This window comes from Herbiconiux oxytropis (genome assembly GCF_024979315.1).
Lineage (GTDB): Bacteria > Actinomycetota > Actinomycetes > Actinomycetales > Microbacteriaceae > Herbiconiux > Herbiconiux oxytropis.
The window spans coordinates 33,895-51,831 of the sequence record NZ_JANLCK010000008.1 but is presented as its reverse complement, the minus strand read 5'-3'; the positions used below and the strand labels follow the sequence as shown (position 1 = coordinate 51,831).

The 17,937-nt window shown below is 71.5% G+C and carries 17 protein-coding genes; 10 read left to right on the top strand and 7 right to left on the bottom strand.

From position 1 onward, the window contains the following. Nucleotides 1-5: 5 nt before the first annotated feature. On the bottom strand, nucleotides 6-821 hold the full coding sequence (locus N1028_RS14170) for a GAP family protein (RefSeq protein WP_259530016.1): 816 nt from the start codon (nucleotides 819-821) through the stop codon (nucleotides 6-8). Between the two features lie 215 nt (nucleotides 822-1,036). Here N1028_RS14170 and N1028_RS14165 point away from each other — a divergent pair, with 215 nt between their 5' ends. Then, on the top strand, nucleotides 1,037-2,359 hold the full coding sequence (locus N1028_RS14165) for a sensor histidine kinase (RefSeq protein ID WP_259530015.1): 1,323 nt from the start codon (nucleotides 1,037-1,039) through the stop codon (nucleotides 2,357-2,359). After that, nucleotides 2,356-3,045 (top strand): response regulator, encoded by a 690-nt coding sequence (locus N1028_RS14160; RefSeq protein ID WP_259530014.1) that lies wholly within the window; start codon nucleotides 2,356-2,358, stop codon nucleotides 3,043-3,045. The genes N1028_RS14165 and N1028_RS14160 overlap by 4 nt, the downstream gene beginning before the upstream one ends. A gap of 53 nt (nucleotides 3,046-3,098) precedes the next feature. Here N1028_RS14160 and proC read toward each other — a convergent pair whose 3' ends face one another. Beyond that, nucleotides 3,099-4,034 carry a pyrroline-5-carboxylate reductase gene (gene proC / locus N1028_RS14155; RefSeq protein ID WP_375163438.1) on the bottom strand — a complete coding sequence of 312 codons (936 nt, stop codon included), beginning with the start codon at nucleotides 4,032-4,034 and terminating at the stop codon, nucleotides 3,099-3,101. Between the two features lie 50 nt (nucleotides 4,035-4,084). Between proC and N1028_RS14150 the strand changes: the two genes are divergently transcribed. Both N1028_RS14150 and N1028_RS14145 read left to right on the top strand, forming a co-directional pair. Next, entirely contained in the window at nucleotides 4,085-5,047 is a 963-nt protein-coding gene (locus N1028_RS14150) for a cation diffusion facilitator family transporter (RefSeq protein WP_259530013.1), read from the top strand. After that, nucleotides 5,044-5,847: a glutamine amidotransferase-related protein gene (locus tag N1028_RS14145; RefSeq protein WP_259530012.1), complete on the top strand. Its 804-nt coding sequence runs from the start codon at nucleotides 5,044-5,046 to the stop codon at nucleotides 5,845-5,847. Before N1028_RS14150 ends, N1028_RS14145 begins: the two co-directional genes overlap by 4 nt. On the opposite strand, the gene tadA is transcribed toward N1028_RS14145, so the two are convergent. Continuing rightward, on the bottom strand, nucleotides 5,826-6,287 hold the full coding sequence (tadA, locus tag N1028_RS14140) for a tRNA adenosine(34) deaminase TadA (RefSeq protein WP_259530141.1): 462 nt from the start codon (nucleotides 6,285-6,287) through the stop codon (nucleotides 5,826-5,828). The two genes, N1028_RS14145 and tadA, sit on opposite strands and share 22 nt — an antisense overlap. A gap of 179 nt (nucleotides 6,288-6,466) precedes the next feature. On the opposite strand from tadA, the gene upp reads away from it, so the two are divergent. Further along, entirely contained in the window at nucleotides 6,467-7,099 is a 633-nt protein-coding gene (gene upp / locus N1028_RS14135; protein ID WP_259530011.1) for a uracil phosphoribosyltransferase, read from the top strand. A gap of 158 nt (nucleotides 7,100-7,257) precedes the next feature. Here the strand turns inward: upp and N1028_RS14130 are convergent, their stop codons facing one another. After that, on the bottom strand, nucleotides 7,258-8,793 hold the full coding sequence (locus N1028_RS14130) for an MFS transporter (RefSeq protein ID WP_259530010.1): 1,536 nt from the start codon (nucleotides 8,791-8,793) through the stop codon (nucleotides 7,258-7,260). Between the two features lie 348 nt (nucleotides 8,794-9,141). Here N1028_RS14130 and N1028_RS14125 point away from each other — a divergent pair, with 348 nt between their 5' ends. The 5 genes from N1028_RS14125 to N1028_RS14105 all read left to right on the top strand — a co-directional run bounded on the left by N1028_RS14125 (nucleotide 9,142) and on the right by N1028_RS14105 (nucleotide 14,921). After that, nucleotides 9,142-9,855 carry a winged helix-turn-helix domain-containing protein gene (locus N1028_RS14125; protein ID WP_259530009.1) on the top strand — a complete coding sequence of 238 codons (714 nt, stop codon included), beginning with the start codon at nucleotides 9,142-9,144 and terminating at the stop codon, nucleotides 9,853-9,855. Between the two features lie 267 nt (nucleotides 9,856-10,122). Continuing rightward, entirely contained in the window at nucleotides 10,123-11,733 is a 1,611-nt protein-coding gene (locus N1028_RS14120) for an amidohydrolase (protein ID WP_259530008.1), read from the top strand. Between the two features lie 90 nt (nucleotides 11,734-11,823). Continuing rightward, a complete protein-coding gene (locus N1028_RS14115) occupies nucleotides 11,824-12,267 on the top strand; it encodes a MarR family winged helix-turn-helix transcriptional regulator (protein ID WP_259530007.1) in 444 nt (147 codons plus the stop codon). 92 nt (nucleotides 12,268-12,359) lie between these two features. Next, nucleotides 12,360-13,742, top strand: coding sequence for a cryptochrome/photolyase family protein (locus N1028_RS14110; RefSeq protein WP_259530006.1), 1,383 nt, complete (start codon nucleotides 12,360-12,362; stop codon nucleotides 13,740-13,742). A 129-nt stretch (nucleotides 13,743-13,871) separates the two neighbouring features. Continuing rightward, a complete protein-coding gene (locus tag N1028_RS14105) occupies nucleotides 13,872-14,921 on the top strand; it encodes an arsenic resistance protein (protein WP_259530005.1) in 1,050 nt (349 codons plus the stop codon). A gap of 29 nt (nucleotides 14,922-14,950) precedes the next feature. Here N1028_RS14105 and N1028_RS14100 read toward each other — a convergent pair whose 3' ends face one another. Genes N1028_RS14100 through N1028_RS14090 form a run of 3 tightly spaced genes read right to left on the bottom strand, consistent with a single transcriptional unit; the run spans nucleotide 14,951 to nucleotide 17,888 of the window. Continuing rightward, on the bottom strand, nucleotides 14,951-16,462 hold the full coding sequence (locus N1028_RS14100; protein ID WP_259530004.1) for a ferredoxin--NADP reductase: 1,512 nt from the start codon (nucleotides 16,460-16,462) through the stop codon (nucleotides 14,951-14,953). Beyond that, on the bottom strand, nucleotides 16,459-17,385 hold the full coding sequence (locus N1028_RS14095) for an FAD:protein FMN transferase (protein ID WP_259530003.1): 927 nt from the start codon (nucleotides 17,383-17,385) through the stop codon (nucleotides 16,459-16,461). Before N1028_RS14095 ends, N1028_RS14100 begins: the two co-directional genes overlap by 4 nt. A 2-nt stretch (nucleotides 17,386-17,387) precedes the next feature. Next, nucleotides 17,388-17,888, bottom strand: coding sequence for an FMN-binding protein (locus N1028_RS14090; RefSeq protein WP_259530002.1), 501 nt, complete (start codon nucleotides 17,886-17,888; stop codon nucleotides 17,388-17,390). Nucleotides 17,889-17,937 lie beyond the last annotated feature (49 nt).

Genomic DNA, 17,937 nt, shown 5'->3' with positions numbered 1-17,937 from the left:
CTAGCTCAGCTCCCGAGCTCCGACAGCGGGCCGAACAGCCCGAGCGCCACGGCGGCGTCGCGGGCGAGCAGGAACCCGACGATGCCCACGATCCAGGCGGTCGTCGAGGCCGCGTGCTTGGTCATCCAGTCGCTCAGCCGGCTCAGGGCGGGCTCCACCGCGCGCGCCGCGACGACCCGCGCGACCAGCAGCACGAGGGCCGGGAGCACCATCACACCGCAGTAGCCGGCGAGCAGCAGACCCGTCGTGGGCCACTCGAGGCCTGAGGTCGAGATCAGGCCGATGCCCGCGAGGTACGGGATCATGCTGCCGACCTCGATGGCGGCGGCCGCCAGCGCGAGGCCCATCAGGGCGAGGAGGCCGGTGGCCTGTGGGCGTGTGGCCTGGGGGCGGGTGGCCGCGGATCCGCTGTTCGCACCGGCCTCCGACACCTCGGGCGCTCCCATGGCACGCTCGCGCCAGCGGTGCACGCGCCCCGGCCCCGCTCCGGCGGCACGGGCACGGCGCTTCGGCGAGTCGATCCAGAAGCTCACGCCGAACAGCACCACCCCGAGCGCCAGCTGCAGGATGCGGGCCGCGGGGCTCTCGAGGATCGACGCGAGACCGCCGTCGAGCACGCCCGCGAGCACCTGGGCCCCGGCCAGCAGCGCCGTGCCGACCGCGAGGTAGAACACCGCGACCGTCACGAGGAACACCATCACCCGTTGCGGCCGGATGCGTCCGGGCGCCAGCATCAGCCAGACCGGGATGAGGAGGGTGCCGAAGCTCGTGCTGTCGATGAGGGCCAGCACGACGAGGGATCCGAGGAGTTCGATGCTCATGCTCCGAGCCTCGCGGGACAGCGGCGGCCTGTCGTCGTGCGAAGGAGGCATCCTGGGCTCGGATGCCGCCGCACCTGCATCCTTCGGAGGATGCGCGGGGTGGGTCGGTGTGGTGGGATGGCGGCATGGTCGCGAGCTCTCCGGATGTCCCCGGCTCGGCGGATCCCCGGTATGTCTCGGGCGTGACCGGCTCCGCGGGATCCGGGCTCCCGAGCGTGACCAGTTCCGAAAGGCTCCACGATCCTCGGAGCGGGGCCGCCTCGGCGGAATCCGCGACCCCGACCTGGGAGGACGCGGCCTCGGCCGGGATCGTGTTCGCGCTCGGAGTGCTCCTCATCGCGCTCGGCGCATCCGGGATGTGGTCGGATGCGCCGCGCTGGCTGGGCGACGACGCCTCGCCGTGGCTGCACCTCGTGCCGCTCGCCCTGGGCTGCGGCGCGATGCTGGTGAAGCGCCGCCTCCCGCTCACGATGCTCGGCGTCGGCATCCTCGCGGTGGCCGCCGACTGGGTGATCGGCGGCAGCATCGCCATGATCGTCGTGCTCTTCGATCTGCTCTACGCGGCGACCGCCTACTCCTCGCCGGGCCGACGCAAGCTCGTCGTGCGCGGCGTGATCGTGGTCATCGTCGGCACTGGGGTGGTGCCGCTGGTCGCCGGAGCACCCCTGCAGCTCACCGTGCTGCTGGTGCTGCAGACGATCGCTCTCCTCGTCGTGCCGGTGTGGTGGGCGCTGAATGTGGTGCAGAAGGCCGAGCTCGCCGCTCTCGCCGAAGGGCGGGCGGCCCTCGAACGGGACCGCGCCGATGCGCTCGAGCGGGTCGCCGCGGCCGACCGCGCCCAGGCGGAGCAGGTGGCCGCCACCGATCGCGCCGAGGCGGTCGCCGCCGAGCGGGCACGGATGGCACGCGATCTGCATGACACGATCGCGGGGCAGCTGTCGGTGATCGCGATCCGTGCGGAGGCGAGCCTCGCGCATTCGCCCGACCCCGTTCGCGACCGGGAGAGCCTCGCCGTGGTGCGCGAGTCGGCCGTGCGGTCGCTCGGCGAGATGCGGCAGATGATCGGGCTGCTGCGCGACGGCGGCTCCGATCCGCTCGCGACGGCTCCGGGGCTCGAGCGCCTCGGGGAGCTCGTCGAGGGCTCGAGACGATCGGGCATCGACGTGCGCGTCGACCCCCCGCGGTCGTTCGCCCGGGTGGGGCCGCCGACCGCCGTCGAGCAGGCGGCGTACCGGGTGGTGCAGGAGTCGATCGTGAACGCGGGCAAGCACGCTCCCGGGAGCGTCGTGTCGGTGCGCATCACCGACGACCTCGAGGGTGGGCGGCTCGTCGTGGAGGTGTCGAACGCTGCAGGCGATCTCGAGGGCGCGTTCGACGCGGCGACCCCTGTTCGCCCCACCACGTCGTCGGGGTTCGGGCTCGTCACCATGCGCGAGCGCACTCTCGCGCTGGGCGGTGTCTTCGCAGCGGGCCGCTCGGAGGGCACCTGGGTCGTTCGCGCCGAGTTCCCCACGCGCACCCTCGGGAGCCGCGCGTGATCCGCGTGCTCCTGGCCGACGACCACGCGATGATCCGCGCCGGGCTCCGGCTCATGCTCGAGACGGCCCCCGCCATCACGGTCGTGGGCGAGGCCGGCGATGGCGCCGAAGCGGTGCGGCTCGCGCGGAGGCTCGCTCCCGACGTCGTGCTGATGGACGTGCGGATGCCTGGGACCGACGGTATCGAGGCCACCCGGCGCATCGTGGCGGAGCGGCTCGCCGAGGTGATCGTGCTCACGACGTTCGATCTCGACGAGTACGTCTTCGGTGCCATCAGGGCGGGGGCGGCCGGGTTCCTCGTGAAGACCGCCGAGGCGTCGGCGGTGGTGACGGCCGTCGAGCGCGTGGCCGCCGGCGAGGGGATGCTCTCGCCCGAGGTCACGCGGCGCGTGCTGCGTGCGGCTGCCGGCGGCGGCGGTGACGGTGAGGGAACGGAGACCGGCGTGGGTGCACCGGTCCCTGCGTCTGCGCCTCGTACTGCCACCCCCTTCGACGAGCTCACCCCCCGCGAGCGTGCGGTGCTGGGCTGCCTCGCCGAGGGCCTCAGCAATCAGCGCATCGCGGAGCGCCTCGTCATCGAGGAGACGACCGCCAAGACCCACGTGAGCCGGGTGCTCGCGAAGCTCGGATGCTCGTCGCGGCTGCAGGCGGCGATGCTCGCCCGGGACGCGCGCTTCGAAGCCTGAGGCGACGCCCGACGGTGGTCTGAGACGGCGGTCCGTCTCAGCCCGCGTCCACCTCAGCCCGCGGCGAGCTCGCGGGCGCGGGCGAGTGCGGCGTCGGTGGCACGGCCGAAGAGCTCCGGGAGATCGGCCTCCTGCAGCACCGCGAGGGCGCGCTCGGTGGTGCCCTTCGGGCTCGTGACTTGGATGCGGAGGTCGGTGGGGGTCTCGCCGCTCCGCACGAGGAGCTCGGCGGCTCCCGCGAAGGTGCCGTTGACGAGCTCGGCGGCCTGCTCGGCGGTGAACCCCTTCTGCACAGCCGCCTCGGTCAGAGCCTCTATCAACAGATACACGTAGGCGGGGCCAGAGCCGGAGATGGTGCTGAGAGCATCGAGCTGTGATTCCGGCACCTCCACCACAGTCCCCACCGTCTCGAAGAGCGAGCGCACCAGGGCGAGCTCCTCCGCGCTCGAGCGGGTCCCCGCCGAGAGGCCGGTCACGGCCCTGCCCACGACAGCCGGCGTGTTCGGCATCGAGCGGATGACGGAGACCGAGGCGGGCAGGTGCTTCTCGAACGTGCTCACGGTCACCCCGGCCGCCACGCTCACCACGATCGCGCCGTCGTCGAGGGCGTCGGCGATCTCGTCGAGGAGGTCGGGGACCATGGCGGGCTTGACCGCCACGAGCACGATGGCAGCACCCGAGACGGCCTTGCGGTTGGCCTCGGGGTCGTCGTCGGTGGCGAACGCGGTCACGCCGGCCGTGCCGTCGAGGTCGGCGGCCTTGGCGGCCGAGCGGTTGGTCACGCGGATTCCGCCCTGCACCTCGACACCCGGCGCGAGCAGCCCGCTCAAGATGGCGCGGCCCATCGATCCGGCACCGAGGAGTGCAATCGAGGGGAGCGCTGTCGAGGGGAGCGCTGTCGAGGGGAGCGCTGTCGAGGGGAGCGCTGTCGAGGGCAGCGCTGTCGAGGGCGCGTGGTCGGACTCGTCGGTTGATGCGGCGGGGCTCATGCCCCCATCCTAGAATTGGCCGATCATCCGGCGACGAGGAAGAGGATTTCGTGAGCGCATCAGGTGGCACGAGAGCGATCATCGCGGCACTGCTGGCCAACATCGGCATCGCCATCGCCAAGTTCGTCGCGTTCCTCATCTCGGGCTCGTCGTCGATGCTCGCCGAGAGCGTGCACTCGCTCGCCGACTCGGGCAACCAGCTGCTGCTCCTGCTGGGCGGCCGCAAGGCGAAGAAGAAGGCCGACAAGGAGCATCCGTTCGGCTACGGCCGGGAGCGCTACGTCTACGCCTTCGTGGTGTCGATCATCCTGTTCTCGGTCGGCGGCGTGTTCTCGATCTACGAGGGCATCGAGAAGATCGAGAACCCTCACCCCATCGAAGCGCCGTGGGTGCCGATCGGGGTGCTCCTGATCGCGATGGTGCTCGAGGGGCTGTCGCTGCGCACAGGCATCAAGGAGTCGAACCACCACCGCGGCAAGCAGACCTGGGTGCAGTTCGTGCGCCGGGCCAAGGCGCCTGAGCTCCCCGTGGTGCTGCTGGAGGACACGGCCGCGCTCTGTGGCCTCGCGTTCGCCCTCGTGGGCGTGAGCCTCTCGGTGCTCACGGGCGACGGGCTGTGGGACGGCATCGGCACGCTCTTCATCGGCGCACTGCTCGTGCTCGTGGCCATCATCCTGGGCATCGAGACCAAGAGCCTGCTCGTGGGCGAGGGCGCGAGCGATGCGGATGCGGCGGCCATCGAGGCGGCCGTCGCCGGCACGCCCAAGGTCGACCGTGTCATCCACATGAAGACTCTTTATCTGGGGCCCGACGAGCTCCTGGTGGGGGCGAAGATCGCGCTCGCACCCGAGTCGGAGCTGCGCGACGTGGCGGAGACGATCAACGAGGTCGAGCGTCGCATCCGGGCGGCGGTGCCGGTGGCCCGCGTGATCTACATCGAGCCCGACGTGTTCGTGGAACCCCTCGAGGTCGAGGCCAACACCTCGGCCATCATCATCAAGAGCGCGGATTGAGCGCGGACGCGAGCGTGCGGGCCTCCCGCCGCGCCGCGGTCGTGCAGCACTCGGCGGCCGTGGGGCTCGGCAACTTCGGGCCCGTGCTGGAAGCGCGCGGCTACGAGATCGAGATCGTCGAAGTGCTGGTGGGCCACTCGGCCGACGAGGTCGGTGCGGCCCTCGAGCGCGTCGCCGACGCCGAGGTGCTCATCGTGCTCGGCTCGACGGCAGGCGTGTACGAGGCGGATCGGCATCCGTTCATCGCGCCAGAGATCGCCTTCGTGCGGGCGAGGCTCGAGGAGGAACGGCCGACCCTCGGGGTGTGCTTCGGCGCCCAGGTGATCGCGGCGGCTCTCGGCGAGGAGGTGCGACAGGGGCCTTCACCGGAGGTCGGCTACCGGTCTGTCGAACCGACCGCGGCCGGGCGGTCGTCGCCGGTGCGGCACGTGACCGGCATCCCGATGGCGCAGTGGCACGGCGACACCTTCGACCTGCCGGCTGCGACCACTCTGCTGGCGTCATCCGAGGCGTACGAGAACCAGGCCTTCGGGATCGGTGACTGGCTGCTGGCGGTGCAGTTCCATCCGGAGCTCACGGATGCGATGCACGAGGAGTGGCTGGCTGCCGACGCGGCCTACCTCCGGCGGCACGGGATCGACGCCGACTCGCTGCGGGCGGAGCGCGCCCAGTACGGAGCGGGGCAGCAGGTGGCGTCGGCGCGTCTGCTCGCCGAGTACCTCGACGGGCTCGAGCAGGGCGAGCGCGATGGGCGTGGCGGTCCCAGCGATTCGCGTACTCACCGGTCACCGGCGTCGTAGCCGAGGCCCCTGCCGGGCTCGCGGAAGAAGCGCGTGAGGAGGTCGCCGCACTCGTCGGCTTCGATGCCCGCCACCACCTCCACGCGGTGCTGCAGGCGGCGGTCGCGGAGGAGGTCGTGCACCGACCCCGCGGCTCCCGCCTTCTCGTCCCACGCGCCGAAGACCACCCTCGGGATGCGAGCGGCCAGGATGGCGCCCGCGCACATGACGCAGGGCTCGAGGGTCACCACGAGGGTGGCGCCCGGCAGCTGCCAGTCGCCGGTCGCGGCAGCGGCCTCGCGCAGGGCGACGACCTCGGCGTGGGCGGTCGGGTCGCGGTGCAGCTCGCGCTCGTTGCGTCCGCGGCCGATCACCGTCCCGTCACGATCGAGCACTACCGCGCCGACGGGCACGTCCCCGGTCGAGAGTGCGGAGCGGGCCTCCGCCAGCGCGAGCGCCATCCACTCGCCGAGCACGGCGTCGGAGGGCAGCGGGGGCACGGCGGCGGGCCCGCGCCCCGGTGCCTCGGCCGCAGATCCGCCACCCGTCGCCTCCGCCACGGGCCCGCGGCCAGATGCCTCTGCGGGGGCCGGATCCTCTGCCACAAGGCCCTCCCTCCGCCGTCCAGTAGATTGAGCCTATGCGAGTACACGTTGCCGATCACCCGCTCATCACGCACAAGCTCACCGTGCTGCGCGACAAGACGACCCCGTCACCCACCTTCCGCGCTCTCGCCGAAGAGCTCGTGACCCTCCTGGCCTACGAGGCCACGCGCAACGTGACCGTCGTGCCCGTCACGGTGAACACCCCCGTCTCGGAGGCGCAGGGCGTCGCCATCGCCGAGCCGCGGCCGCTCGTGGTGCCGATCCTCCGCGCGGGTCTCGGCATGCTGGAGGGCATGGTCAAGCTCGTGCCGAGCGCCGAGGTCGGCTTCCTCGGCATGGTGCGGAACGAGGAGACCCTCGAGCCCACCACCTACGCCGAGCGACTCCCCGACGACCTCTCTGACCGCCAGTGCTTCGTGCTCGACCCCATGCTCGCCACCGGCGGCTCGCTCTCCGCGGCGATCGAGTTCCTCTTCAAGCGCGGCGCTCAGGATGTCACCGCCATCTGCCTGCTCGGTGCCCCCGAAGGCGTCGCCGCCCTCGAGAAGGCCACCGAGGGCCGCGACGTCACCCTGGTCCTGGGCGCCCTGGACGAGAAGCTCAACGAGAAGGGCTACATAGTCCCAGGCTTGGGCGACGCCGGAGACCGGCTCTACGGCACGGTCTGACACCGCTCACGGTCGCGGCTCCAGAAGATCCCACAAAGCCGCGGGCCGTACCCGACGACCCAGAGTGAGGGCGCGGCCTCGAAGCGACCGCACCCGAACATGTGGCCCGCGCCGCAGAGGCGGCGGCGCGGAGAATAAGCGCGCGCGTCACCCGTCACTCATTCATCCGTAGCCACGGGATCCGCCACCGGCACCCCCGGCGCCGTGTCCGAGTCGGACGCGTCGTCCTCCGGGTCGTCGTCGGCCGCGCGCTTGCGGCGCAGCAGGTCGACGAGGCCGATCGCGAGGGCCACCAGGATGAGGCCGAGGGTCACGAAGAAGGCGTTGCGGAAACCGTCGTGGTAGACCTCGACGTTGTCGGGGTTGCCCGGGCCCTCGCTGTAGAGGGTGGCGAAGAAGATCGACGAGGCCGCAGCCACTCCCACCGCCGTGCCGACGCGCTGCCCCACCTGGGCCATCGAGCCCGCCACACCGCCCTCGGTCACCGGGATCTCGGCGAGCGTGAGCGTCTGGTTCGGCGAGATGACGAATCCGCCACCGGCCCCGGCCACCGCCATCGCCCCCGCCATGAACCAGATCGAGTACTCCGCGGGCGGCAGCACGGCGCCGAGCAGCACGAGCACGAAGCCGACGAACGCCACCACGAGCCCCATCACCACGAGCGAGCGCCCGTACTTCGAGACCAGTCGCCCACCGATCAGCGCCGTGGCGGCCGAGGTCAGGGCGAACGGGATGCTCACCATGCCTGCGAACACCGGCGCGTAGCCGAGGCCCTCCTGCAGGAACAGCGTGGTGAGCAAGAAGACCGCCGGGATCGCGGCGAAGTAGGCCGTGGCCAGCAGCAGACCGTTGCGGTACGAACCGAGCGAGAACAGCGCGAAGTGGATGGCGGGAGACTTGCCCGCCGCCTCGTAGCGCCGCTCCCAGGTGATGAAGAGCACCACCGCGACCGCGCATCCGAGAAGCGAGAGCCAGCGCCAGGGACTGTCGTCCGGCCCGCCCGTGGTGAGCACGAACGGCAGCATGAAGGCGAACACCGCGATGCCGAGCAGCACGATGCCGATGAGATCGAGGTTGCGGGCGCCCGGCTGGTGCGGCTGCGCCTTCGGCAGCAGCCAGGCGGCCAGGGCGAGCGCGATCACGCCGAGCGGCACGTTCATCCAGAACAGCAGCCGCCAGCCGTCGGTGGGGCCGCCGACCGCGATCAGGAGGCCACCGAGCGTGGGCCCGAACGCGGTCGAGATCCCGATCACGGCGCCGAAGAGCCCGAACGCCCGGCCCCTCTCCTCGCCTTGGAAGAGCTGCTGCACGAGCCCGAGCACCTGCGGCATCTGCACGCCGGCGGCGACTCCCTGCAGGATGCGCGCGATGAGCAGGGTCTCGATGTCGGGGGCGATCGCGCAGAAGACGCTCGCGAGGGTGAACCCGCTCAACCCGATGATGAACATGACCTTGCGGGAGTACAGGTCGCCCAGCCGGCCCGCCGGCACGAGCGCGAGGCCGAAGGCGAGCGCGTAGCCGGCGACGATCACCTGCAGAGCGGTCGAGTCGGCGCCGAGCGACTTCTCGATCGACGGCAGGCCCACGTTGACCTTCGACAGATCGAGGATCGTGAGGGCGGCCACCGCCACGCAGACTCCGAAGGCTTGCCAACGGGCGCGGGGCGAGATCGACGGGACCGCGGGTGAGCTCATACGGCAGACCCTATACCGGTGCTAACTATCCCGGATGCGCTCGGAGGGTTGACAATGCGCGCTCTGTTCCGGTTAGCTTCTACGCATGACTGACAACGTGCACGCCCTGACCTCCTTTGAGGCCCTCGGGGATGCCGGCATGATGATGGCCGGCAGCGTCGTCATGTGTTGTCGAATGTGTCGCTGACGAGAATCTCGCCCGCGCCGACCCCTCAGCCCTGACCGGGCTCAGCGAGAGTCGCGCTCTCGGTCCCTCTCTCGGGGCCGCTTCCGATCCGCATCCGGATCACGAGTACTGACACATCTTCCGGCCCGCATCTCCGGGCCGCTGCCTGAAGGACAACTCCCATGTCGATCGCCCACCTCGCCCCCCGCCCCACCGCCCTCTCGACTGCGGACGCCGCCTCCGCCGCCGTCGCTTCCGCCGCTCCCTCCGCTCCTGCCCGTATCCGCGCCGTGCCCGAAGGCACCGAGGCCCGTGGCTTCGTGCTCTACGTCGGCATCGACGAGGACAAGGCCGGCGCCGACGGCACCGACCTCGGCCGCATCGTCGAGGCGCTGAAGGCCCTCGCCGCCGAGATCGCCCCCTCGTCCGAGACCTACGCCGCCGTGGCGCTCGCCCCTCGCGGCGCCGGTGGCCGCGACGTCGACGTGGTGCGGCTCGCACTGCAGGATCCGGCCGCCCTCGCCAAGCAGCGCCAGGCCCCCGACGAGCAGGACCGCGCCCGCGACGGCGTTGTCGTCGACCTCTCGCGCAAGCGCGTGCTGCTCGACAACAACCCCGCCAACCTCACCTACAAGGAGTTCGAGCTGCTGCAGTACCTCGTGCTCCGCGAGGGCCGCACCATCGAGCGCGCCGAGCTCATCACCTCGCTCTGGAGCGCGGGCGACGACGAGGTGCCCAACGAGCGCACCATCGATGTGCACGTGCGGCGCCTGCGCTCGAAGCTCGGCGACTACGAGGACATCGTGCGCACGGTGCGCGGCGTCGGCTACCGCTTCGACCGCCACGCCGACGTCTCGGTGCGGCACACGTCGACCCCCTCCCCCGACCTGTTCTGAGCGGCGCGCCGGGGTCCTGGGCACCCCCCGAACGGGGCGCACAGCTGATTCCCAGAAAAATAACGTTTTGGTAACTAGCGCTCCGTTACCAGACCGTTATATATTCGAAGAGCGGAAGTTGTTTGCTGTGGCAGCTCCCGCGGAATGTGATTGCAGGACACTCTTGGTGCAAGGGAGAGGGCCCGTCGTTAGCCTCTACGACGGGCCCTCAATCATTTAACAGGCGCCGCACCCACACCGTGCCCGCCCGGCCGATACAGTCGCGGCATGACCTCCGAGACCCTCTTCGTGGGAACCGTCCTGACCGTCGACGACGCGCATCCCCGCGCCGGGGCCCTCCTCGTGCGCGACGGCACGATCGCCGCCGTCGGCACCGAGGCCGACGTGCGAGCCGCCGTCACCACGGGCGACCATCTCGATACCGTCCTCCTCGGCGAGCGCGCCCTCCTGCCCGGCTTCGTCGAGGCGCACGGGCACCCGAGCGACACCGCCGTGGTGCTCAGCCACTTCATGATCGACATCCGCCCCGTGACGCTGCCGACGGCCGAGGAGGTGCGCGCGGCGATCCGCGACGGCGTCGCCGCGCATCCTGAGGGCGTCGTGTTCAACGGCTGGGACGGCCTCCTCCAGACGGGCCTCACCGACCCCACCCTCGCCGAGCTCGACGACTGGGGTCGAGGTGCACCTCTCGTCATCCTGCACAACTCGGGCCACGTGGTCTACTTCAACTCGGCGGCTGCGGCCCGCTCGGGCATCACGCGCGACTCCCCCGATCCCGTGGGCTCGCACTGGGACAAGGACGCCGCGGGCGAGCTCACGGGCAAGGGCTTCGAGGTGGGCGCCGTGTTCGCGCTGCTCAGCCCGGTGCTCGGCGAGGCGGCCCACGAGCTGCCCGCGCTCCTCGCGCAGTACCTCGGCTCGTTGAACGCCGTCGGCATCACGACGGTGAGCGACATGAGCTGGGACCACGCGAAGCAGCCCGCGATCGACGCGACTCGCGCCGCCGGTGGCCTCACCGCGCGCCTGCGCCTCTACGAGATGTCGGCGCCCGGAGCGAGCGCCTCCGTGCCCCTGCCCAACGGCGATGCCCTCGTGCGGCAGACCGGGGTGAAGACGTGGGCCGACGGATCGCCGTGGGTCGGCAACATCCTCATCTCGTTCCCCTACCTCGACACCGACGGAACCCGCTCGATCGGGGTCGAGCCCGGATCGCACGGCTCGGCCAACTACAGCCGGGCCCAGCTCGACGAGGTGGTGGAGCAGTACTTCCCGGAGGGCTGGCAGCTCGCCTGCCACGTGCACGGCGATCTCGCCATCGACCGCGTGCTCGACACCTGGGAGGCGATGCTCGAGCGGCATCCGCGGAGCGACCACCGGCTGCGGATGGAGCACGTGGGCGCCATGACGCCCGCCCAGTTCGCGCGGGCGGCCGCACTCGGCGCCACCGTGAGCCTGCTCATCGACCACGTGTACTACTGGGGCGAGGTGCTCGTCGACGAGCTGTTCGGCGCCGAGCACGGTGGGCCATGGGCGAACGCGCGGGCCGCGCTGGACGCCGGGCTCGAGATCTCGCTGCACAACGACGGCACCGTGACCCCCGCCGAGCCGCTCCGCAACATGGCGGTGGCGATGACGCGCACGACCCGCGGCGGACGACGCCTGCCCGGAGCCGACGGCGTGAGCTTCGACGAGGCGCTGCGGGCGCAGACGCTCGGAGCCGCCTGGCAGCTGTTCAGCGAGCACGAGGTGGGCAGCCTCGAGGTGGGCAAGCTCGCCGACCTCGTGGTGCTCTCGGCCGATCCCTCCGCCATGACCGTCGAGGAGCTGCCGCAGCTCACGGTCGAGCAGACCTGGCTCGGGGGCGTGCGGGTGCACTAGCCGTGGTGCAGGCGAGTCGGTGAGCCGGCGCATCCGCTGGGCCGTGCCAGAATGTAGGCCATCCCTTTGCACCGAGTGTCAGGAGCTGCGATGTCGCCGGAGATCTCGCCCGTGGCCGCCTGGGAGTCGCTGTTCCGCGCCCAGGTCACCGTCATGCGGCAGCTGGCCGCCGAGTTCCCCACCGACATCGTGTCGCTCAACGAGTACGACGTCATGTTCAACCTGTTCATCCAGCCGGACAAGGTGCTGCGCATCCGGGACCTCGGCGAGAAGGTGCTGCTCACGCAGCCCTCGATCAGCCGGCTGGTCGATCGGCTAGCGGCCCGCGGCATCCTGGAGAAGTGCGGTGATCCGTCGGACGGGCGCGGCACGCTCGTGGCGCTCACCGAGCACGGGGTGAGCGTGTACCGGAAGGCGGCGGTGCTGCACGCCGAGTCGATCACGGCGCACATGTCGGGGCACCTCGCGCCCGACGAGCTCGAGCTGCTCGCGCGGCTCTGCGACAAGCTGCGCACGGGGGTCGCGGGGCAGTAGGGTCGGCCGGCGTCGGGCGGGGTGCCGAAGCGGATGCGCCTGGCTGCGTGCACGTGCGGGCGGGATCGGCGACGGTCGGGTTGACTGGGGGGATGAGCTCCTCCCCCACCACGATCGTCTGGCTGCGCGATGACCTGCGGGTGCGCGACAATCCCGCGCTGCACGAGGCCGTGCGGCGGGGCGACCCGATCGTGGTGCTGTACGTGCTCGACGACGAGAGCTCCGGCATCCGGCCCCTGGGGGCCGCCTCGCGGTGGTGGCTGCACCACAGTCTCGAGGCGCTCGCGGCCGAGCTCGGCGAGGTGGGCCTCGCTCTCACCCTGCGTCGCGGGCCGGCCGAAGCGGTGGTGCACGCCGCGGTCTCGGAGACGGAGGCCACCGCCGTGCTGTGGAACCGGCGCTACGGCGAGGCCGAGCGCACCGTCGACACCGCGCTGAAGAGCTCGCTGCGGGAGGCCGGGCTCGAGGTCGAGAGCTTCCAGGGGTCGCTGCTCGCCGAGCCGTGGACCGTGCTGACGGGGCAGGGCGGGTGGTACAAGGTGTTCACGCCCTTCTACCGTGCCGTGCTCGCGAAACCGGCCCCGCGCGCACCGCTGCCGGCCCCGACGGCAGAGGACGGGCTGCAGGGCCGACGGCTCGACTCGGACGAGCTCGCCTCGTGGGGGCTGCTGCCCACTGCGCCCGACTGGGCCGGGGGGATCCGCGAGCGGTGGCGGCCGGGGTCGGCGGGGGCGCACGAGCGGCTGAGCGCGTTCCTCCGCTCGGGGATCGACGACTACCCCGACGAGCAGGACCTCCCGGCCGAGGACGGCACCTCCGGGCTCTCGCCGCACCTGCGGTTCGGGGAGGTCAGTCCGTTCGAGCTGTGGCAGGCGGTCGACAGGCACCGGGCCAGGCGCGGGGCGGGCTCGGGGGCGGCGGCAGGGTCGTCGGCGTTCCTCCGGCAGCTCGTCTGGCGGGAGTTCGCCTATCATCTGCTGTTCCATCTGCCCTCCATCACGACCGAGAACATGCGGCCGGAGTTCGACCGGTTCCCGTGGCAGTCGCTGCCCGATTCGGAGCTCGAGCGCTGGAAGAAGGGACGCACCGGCATCCCGCTCGTCGACGCCGGCATGCGGGAGCTCTGGCAGACGGGGGTGATGCACAATCGGGTGCGGATGGTGACCGCGTCGTTCCTGGTGAAGAACCTGCGGGTCGACTGGCGGGTGGGCGAGGCGTGGTTCTGGGACACGCTCGTGGACGCGGATCCCGCGTCGAACGCGCTCAACTGGCAGTGGGTGGCGGGGTCGGGGCCGGATGCGGCGCCGTACTTCCGGGTGTTCAACCCCGAGCTGCAGGCGTCGAAGTTCGATGCGGCGGGGCAGTACGTGGCGCGCTACGTGCCCGAGCTCGGCACGGAAGCGTACCCGGCGCCGATGGTCGACCTGAAGGCCTCGCGGGCGGCGGCGCTCGATGCGTACGCGACGATCCGATAGGGGCGCCCGGCTCGGCCCTGCCCTCCTCGCCCACTTGACACAAGATGTGTCACGTCGAGCGATGTGGGCGCGTCTAATGTCACGTCGGTGAGGGGATGGGGTCGCGGGTGGCGCGCTTAGGCTGGGGGCGTGCCGGGGGTCGTGGGGTGGTGGGATCGTCGTCAGGTGGCGGTGTACGTGGGCGCCATCGCGGTCGGAGCCGGCGTGGGGCTCGCGGTCGGCGCAGGGCCCGCGGCTGACGTCGCGGGAGCGGCGATCGAGCCACTGCTCATGGTGCTGCTGTTCGCGACGTTCCTCGGGGTGCCGCTCGCGGCGGTGGGACACGCGTTCCGGGATGGGCGATTCCTCGGCACACTGCTCGTGCTGAACTTCGCGGTCGTGCCCATCGTGGTGTTCGGGCTGTCGCGATTCGTGGCCGACGACCCCGCGCTCCTGATCGGGGTTCTGCTCGTGCTGCTGACACCGTGTGTGGACTACGTGATCGCCTTCACCGGACTCGTGGGCGGCGACCGCGCCCGGCTGCTCGCGGCCACACCGCTGCTCATGCTCGCGCAGATCGTGCTGCTCCCCGCGTATCTCGCGCTCTTCTCGGCGCTGACCCCCGGCGAGGCGGTGGCCGGCGGCCGTGCTGCACCGCTCGAGGTCGAACCGTTCGTGCGTGCGTTCGTGCTCCTCATCGTGGTGCCGCTCGTGGCGGCCGCGGTCGTGCAGGTGGTGGCGCGCGGTGCACGGCGACCGACGCCCGGTGACGGGGTTCGGGCCACAGGCCCGGCTGCACGCGTCGCCCAGGGGGTCATCGCGGCGGGGGCGGCGGCGATGGTTCCCGCGATGGCGGCCACGCTCGCCGTGGTCGTGTGCTCGCAGATCGCGGCGGTCGGGGCCGAGGTCGGAGCCCTGGCACGCGTGGTGCCGCTCTACGTCGCGTTCCTCGTGATCATGCTCGCGGTGGGGATCGGCGCGGGGCGCGCCGCACGGCTGGGGGTGCCGCGCAGCCGCGCCGTCGTCTTCAGCGGCACGACCCGCAACTCGCTCGTCGTGCTGCCGATCGCCCTCGCGCTGCCCGAGGGCTACGCGCTGGCGCCGCTGGCCGTCGTGACACAGACCCTCGTCGAGCTCGTGGGCATGGTGGTGTTCGTGAGGGTCGTGCCGCTGGTCGTGAGGGCCCGCCGCGCAGGATGACCCCCGACAACCGGGGTGGGTGTCGTCGCTCAGTACCCGGCGAACTGGTCCGTGCGGATGCGACGGGCGCCGGCTTTGCGGAGCTCGGCGGAGACGTGGTCGACGTAGCCGGGAGGACCCGACACGTAGGCGCGCCGCGACGTCACATCGCCCACCGCCGTGCGCAGCAGCTCGGCGGTCACCCGGCCCGGGCCGAGGTACTCCCAGTGCTCGGGCAGCCCCTCCGGCCGCGTCGGCGCCGTGACGAGCACCCGGATGCCCGTGGCCGCGAGGCCGGGAAGGAAAGCGAGCTCGTCGGGCCCTGACACCGAGTACACCAGCACCACGTCGGACGGCCTCGACCCGCCTTCGCGCCCCAGGAGCTGCGACACGAACGGGGTGACACCGATGCCGCCGGCCGCGAGCAGCAGCGGAACGGAGGTGTCGGCCGGCAGCAGGAAGTCGCCGCCCACCCACGTCGCCCGCACCGACGCACCCGGTTCGAGACCCACGAGCGCCGTCTTGAACGAGCTCGACGGATCCGAGAGCTTGACTCCCACACTGAGCGGAGCAGTCACGGCCGACGCACCCGACGCGATGCTGAACATGCGGCGCGTGCCCCGCGAGTCGACCTTCCGGTGCGGCAGCGTCAGCTCGAGGTACTGCCCCGGCACGAACCGCACCGGCGCCGTCGGCTCGAAGTCGAATGCCGCGCTCGTGGGAGTCAGCGCCCGCGATCCCAGGTAGCGCATCCGCACGCCGCGCCGCTGCCCGAAGACGAACGCCACGATGTTGCCCACCACGAGAGCGATCTCGGGCGAGGAGTAGACGGGCCCGATCTGGAAGGGGATCGACAGCAGCACGGACACCACCCCCGCCACGACGAACTGCTGCCACCGCCTCGGCGGCAGGGTGAGCGGCTCGCTCAGCATGAAGCCGGCGAGGAAGACCACCGGGAACGACCCCACGGCGAGCCACAGCGCATCGAGCACCGGGGTTCCGAGCATGAGCATGCGCCCCGTGATGAGCACGGTCGCCACGACGATGAACCCGACGCCGAGCGTGAGCTTGCGCGTGCGGTACAGCACGAGGAACGCACCGATGGCCACGAACGGCAGCAGCAGCGGTGTCGCCACCCACCAGCCCGAGGGGTTGAGCGTGGTGACCGACATGACGACCGCGGCGGCCGCCACCGGGTTCAGCAGATGCCGGCCCCGGATGGCGATGAGGAACTTCGACGCCGACGCCACGACCGCCGCGAGCGCGAGCAGCGCGAGGCCGCCGGGCTCGGCGGTGGGGATGAAGACGAAGAAGATCAGCAGCCCGGTGATGACCGCCGACGGCAGGTGCGGCGCTGTGCGGAACAGCCGCGCGAAGAGCCAGCTCGAGATGACCGTGGCGATGACGGCCACCGCGATGCTCGCCAGCAGCGCGAGCGGGCTGTAGAAGATCTGCCCCGCGAGGCTGCCGATGAGCGCGACCGCCGCGATGGCGACGAGCACACCCACGATGAGGTTGTACATCGTGACGCGGCCGATCAGCGTGTCGAGTCGTGCTTTCATGTGAAGAGCTCCCCTGGGAAGTCGCGCGAGATCTCTGCGCGGCCGTCGGCGTACATGCGTACATAGCTGAAGTGGAATGTCTCGGCGAGGCGGTGCGCGCCGGTGAAGAAGAGGGCGGTGGCGAGCCCGTCGGCGAGGGCCGTGGGGGCCGCTCCGGTGCCGTTCGTCACGACCCAGGTGGCGATCACCTCGCGGGCCGGGCTGCCCGTGCGGCCGTCGACGATGTGGTGGAGCCCGTCGCCCCAGGCGCGGCGATTGCTCGCGGATGCGCAGAGCGAGGCGTTCTGCAGGGTCGCGACCCCGATGGCCTTCGTGGGGTCGAGCGGATGCTCCAGGCCGATCCGCACGGATGCCGGGCCCGCGTGCACGAGGTCGCCACTGGCATCCACCACGAACTCGGTGCGGCCGTGCTCGCGCAGCACGCCCGCCACGAGGTCGACCAGGTAGCCCTTGCCGGCGGCGCCCACGTCGATCACCGCGGGCGCCGTAGTGAGCGTGCGGCCGCGACGGGCGACATCGGCGGTCCAGGTGGCGCGCGCGGATGCGCCCGCCACTGGTCTCAGCGCAGGGTTCGGCGCAGGGCTCGGCGCCGGCCGCAGCGAGTAGTCGCGGTCGTACCCCAGCAGTTCGAGGTCGCGCCCCACGAGTGGGTCGACGGCACCGGCCGTGGCCGCCGCGAGCCGGTCGTAGAGCTCGAACAGCACGTCGGAGTCGGCCGGGAACTCGTAGCTGCCCACCGCCTCGGCCGAGGCGATCGCCGTGACGAGCGAGTCGCCGCGGAAGCGCGAGTACACGCGGTCGAACTCCTCGATGCGCGAGAGCACGGCGCTCTGCTCAGCGGGGCCGAGCGGCACCGGGGTCTCGATCTGCCACGAGGTGCCGATCGCCTCGAACGCGAAGACGGACGCCGCCGGGCCGGCCACCGCTAAGACGCCTCGCTCTTGATGGTCTCGACGGCCTCGTTGAAGCCACCGCTGGTGAGGCTCGAGCCCGCCACGCGCGAGACCTCGATCTCGTCGATGCTCTGGCCGACCACGACCGCCGCGATGCCGTCGGCGAACTGGTTCTGGTAGTTGACGGAGTTGGGGTTGGTGGCCTCGGGGGTCACGGTCACGGCGGTGATGATGTCGCTCTCGAGCGTGATCGAGACGTCGACCTCCTCCTGGCCGTTGGGCGAGGTGTAGCTGCCGGTGGCCTCGTAGGTGCCGTCGGTGTAGGCGCCTGAAGCCTCCGCGGGCGCATCCGATGCGCCGGTGGGAGCGGGGGTGCCGGCCGGGGTGCTCGGCGCACTCGTGGCCGCGCTCGTGGGTGCGGAGTCGCTGTCGGCGGTGGAGGCGGTGGTGTCGGTGGCGCACCCGGCGAGGGCGACGCCGATGGACAGGCCGGTCATCGAGGCGAGGGCGATCTTCTTGTGGCGGATGTTCATGATGCTCCCTGTCGTGCTGCGGTCGGTCGGTCGGTCGGTGACGGATTCG

What these genes read in the sequence shown, in the direction of transcription:
- N1028_RS14090 (WP_259530002.1), bottom strand. Translation starts at nt 17,888, where the DNA reads ATGAACATCCGCCACAAGAAGATCGCCCTCGCCTCGATGACCGGCCTG.
- N1028_RS14170 (WP_259530016.1), bottom strand. Translation starts at nt 821, where the DNA reads ATGAGCATCGAACTCCTCGGATCCCTCGTCGTGCTGGCCCTCATCGAC.
- N1028_RS14130 (WP_259530010.1), bottom strand. Translation starts at nt 8,793, where the DNA reads ATGAGCTCACCCGCGGTCCCGTCGATCTCGCCCCGCGCCCGTTGGCAA.
- N1028_RS14110 (WP_259530006.1), top strand. Translation starts at nt 12,360, where the DNA reads ATGAGCTCCTCCCCCACCACGATCGTCTGGCTGCGCGATGACCTGCGG.
- N1028_RS14115 (WP_259530007.1), top strand. Translation starts at nt 11,824, where the DNA reads ATGTCGCCGGAGATCTCGCCCGTGGCCGCCTGGGAGTCGCTGTTCCGC.
- proC (WP_375163438.1), bottom strand. Translation starts at nt 4,034, where the DNA reads ATGAGCCCCGCCGCATCAACCGACGAGTCCGACCACGCGCCCTCGACA.
- N1028_RS14125 (WP_259530009.1), top strand. Translation starts at nt 9,142, where the DNA reads ATGTCGATCGCCCACCTCGCCCCCCGCCCCACCGCCCTCTCGACTGCG.
- N1028_RS14120 (WP_259530008.1), top strand. Translation starts at nt 10,123, where the DNA reads ATGACCTCCGAGACCCTCTTCGTGGGAACCGTCCTGACCGTCGACGAC.
- tadA (WP_259530141.1), bottom strand. Translation starts at nt 6,287, where the DNA reads ATGGCGCTCGCGCTGGCGGAGGCCCGCTCCGCACTCTCGACCGGGGAC.
- upp (WP_259530011.1), top strand. Translation starts at nt 6,467, where the DNA reads ATGCGAGTACACGTTGCCGATCACCCGCTCATCACGCACAAGCTCACC.
- N1028_RS14100 (WP_259530004.1), bottom strand. Translation starts at nt 16,462, where the DNA reads ATGAAAGCACGACTCGACACGCTGATCGGCCGCGTCACGATGTACAAC.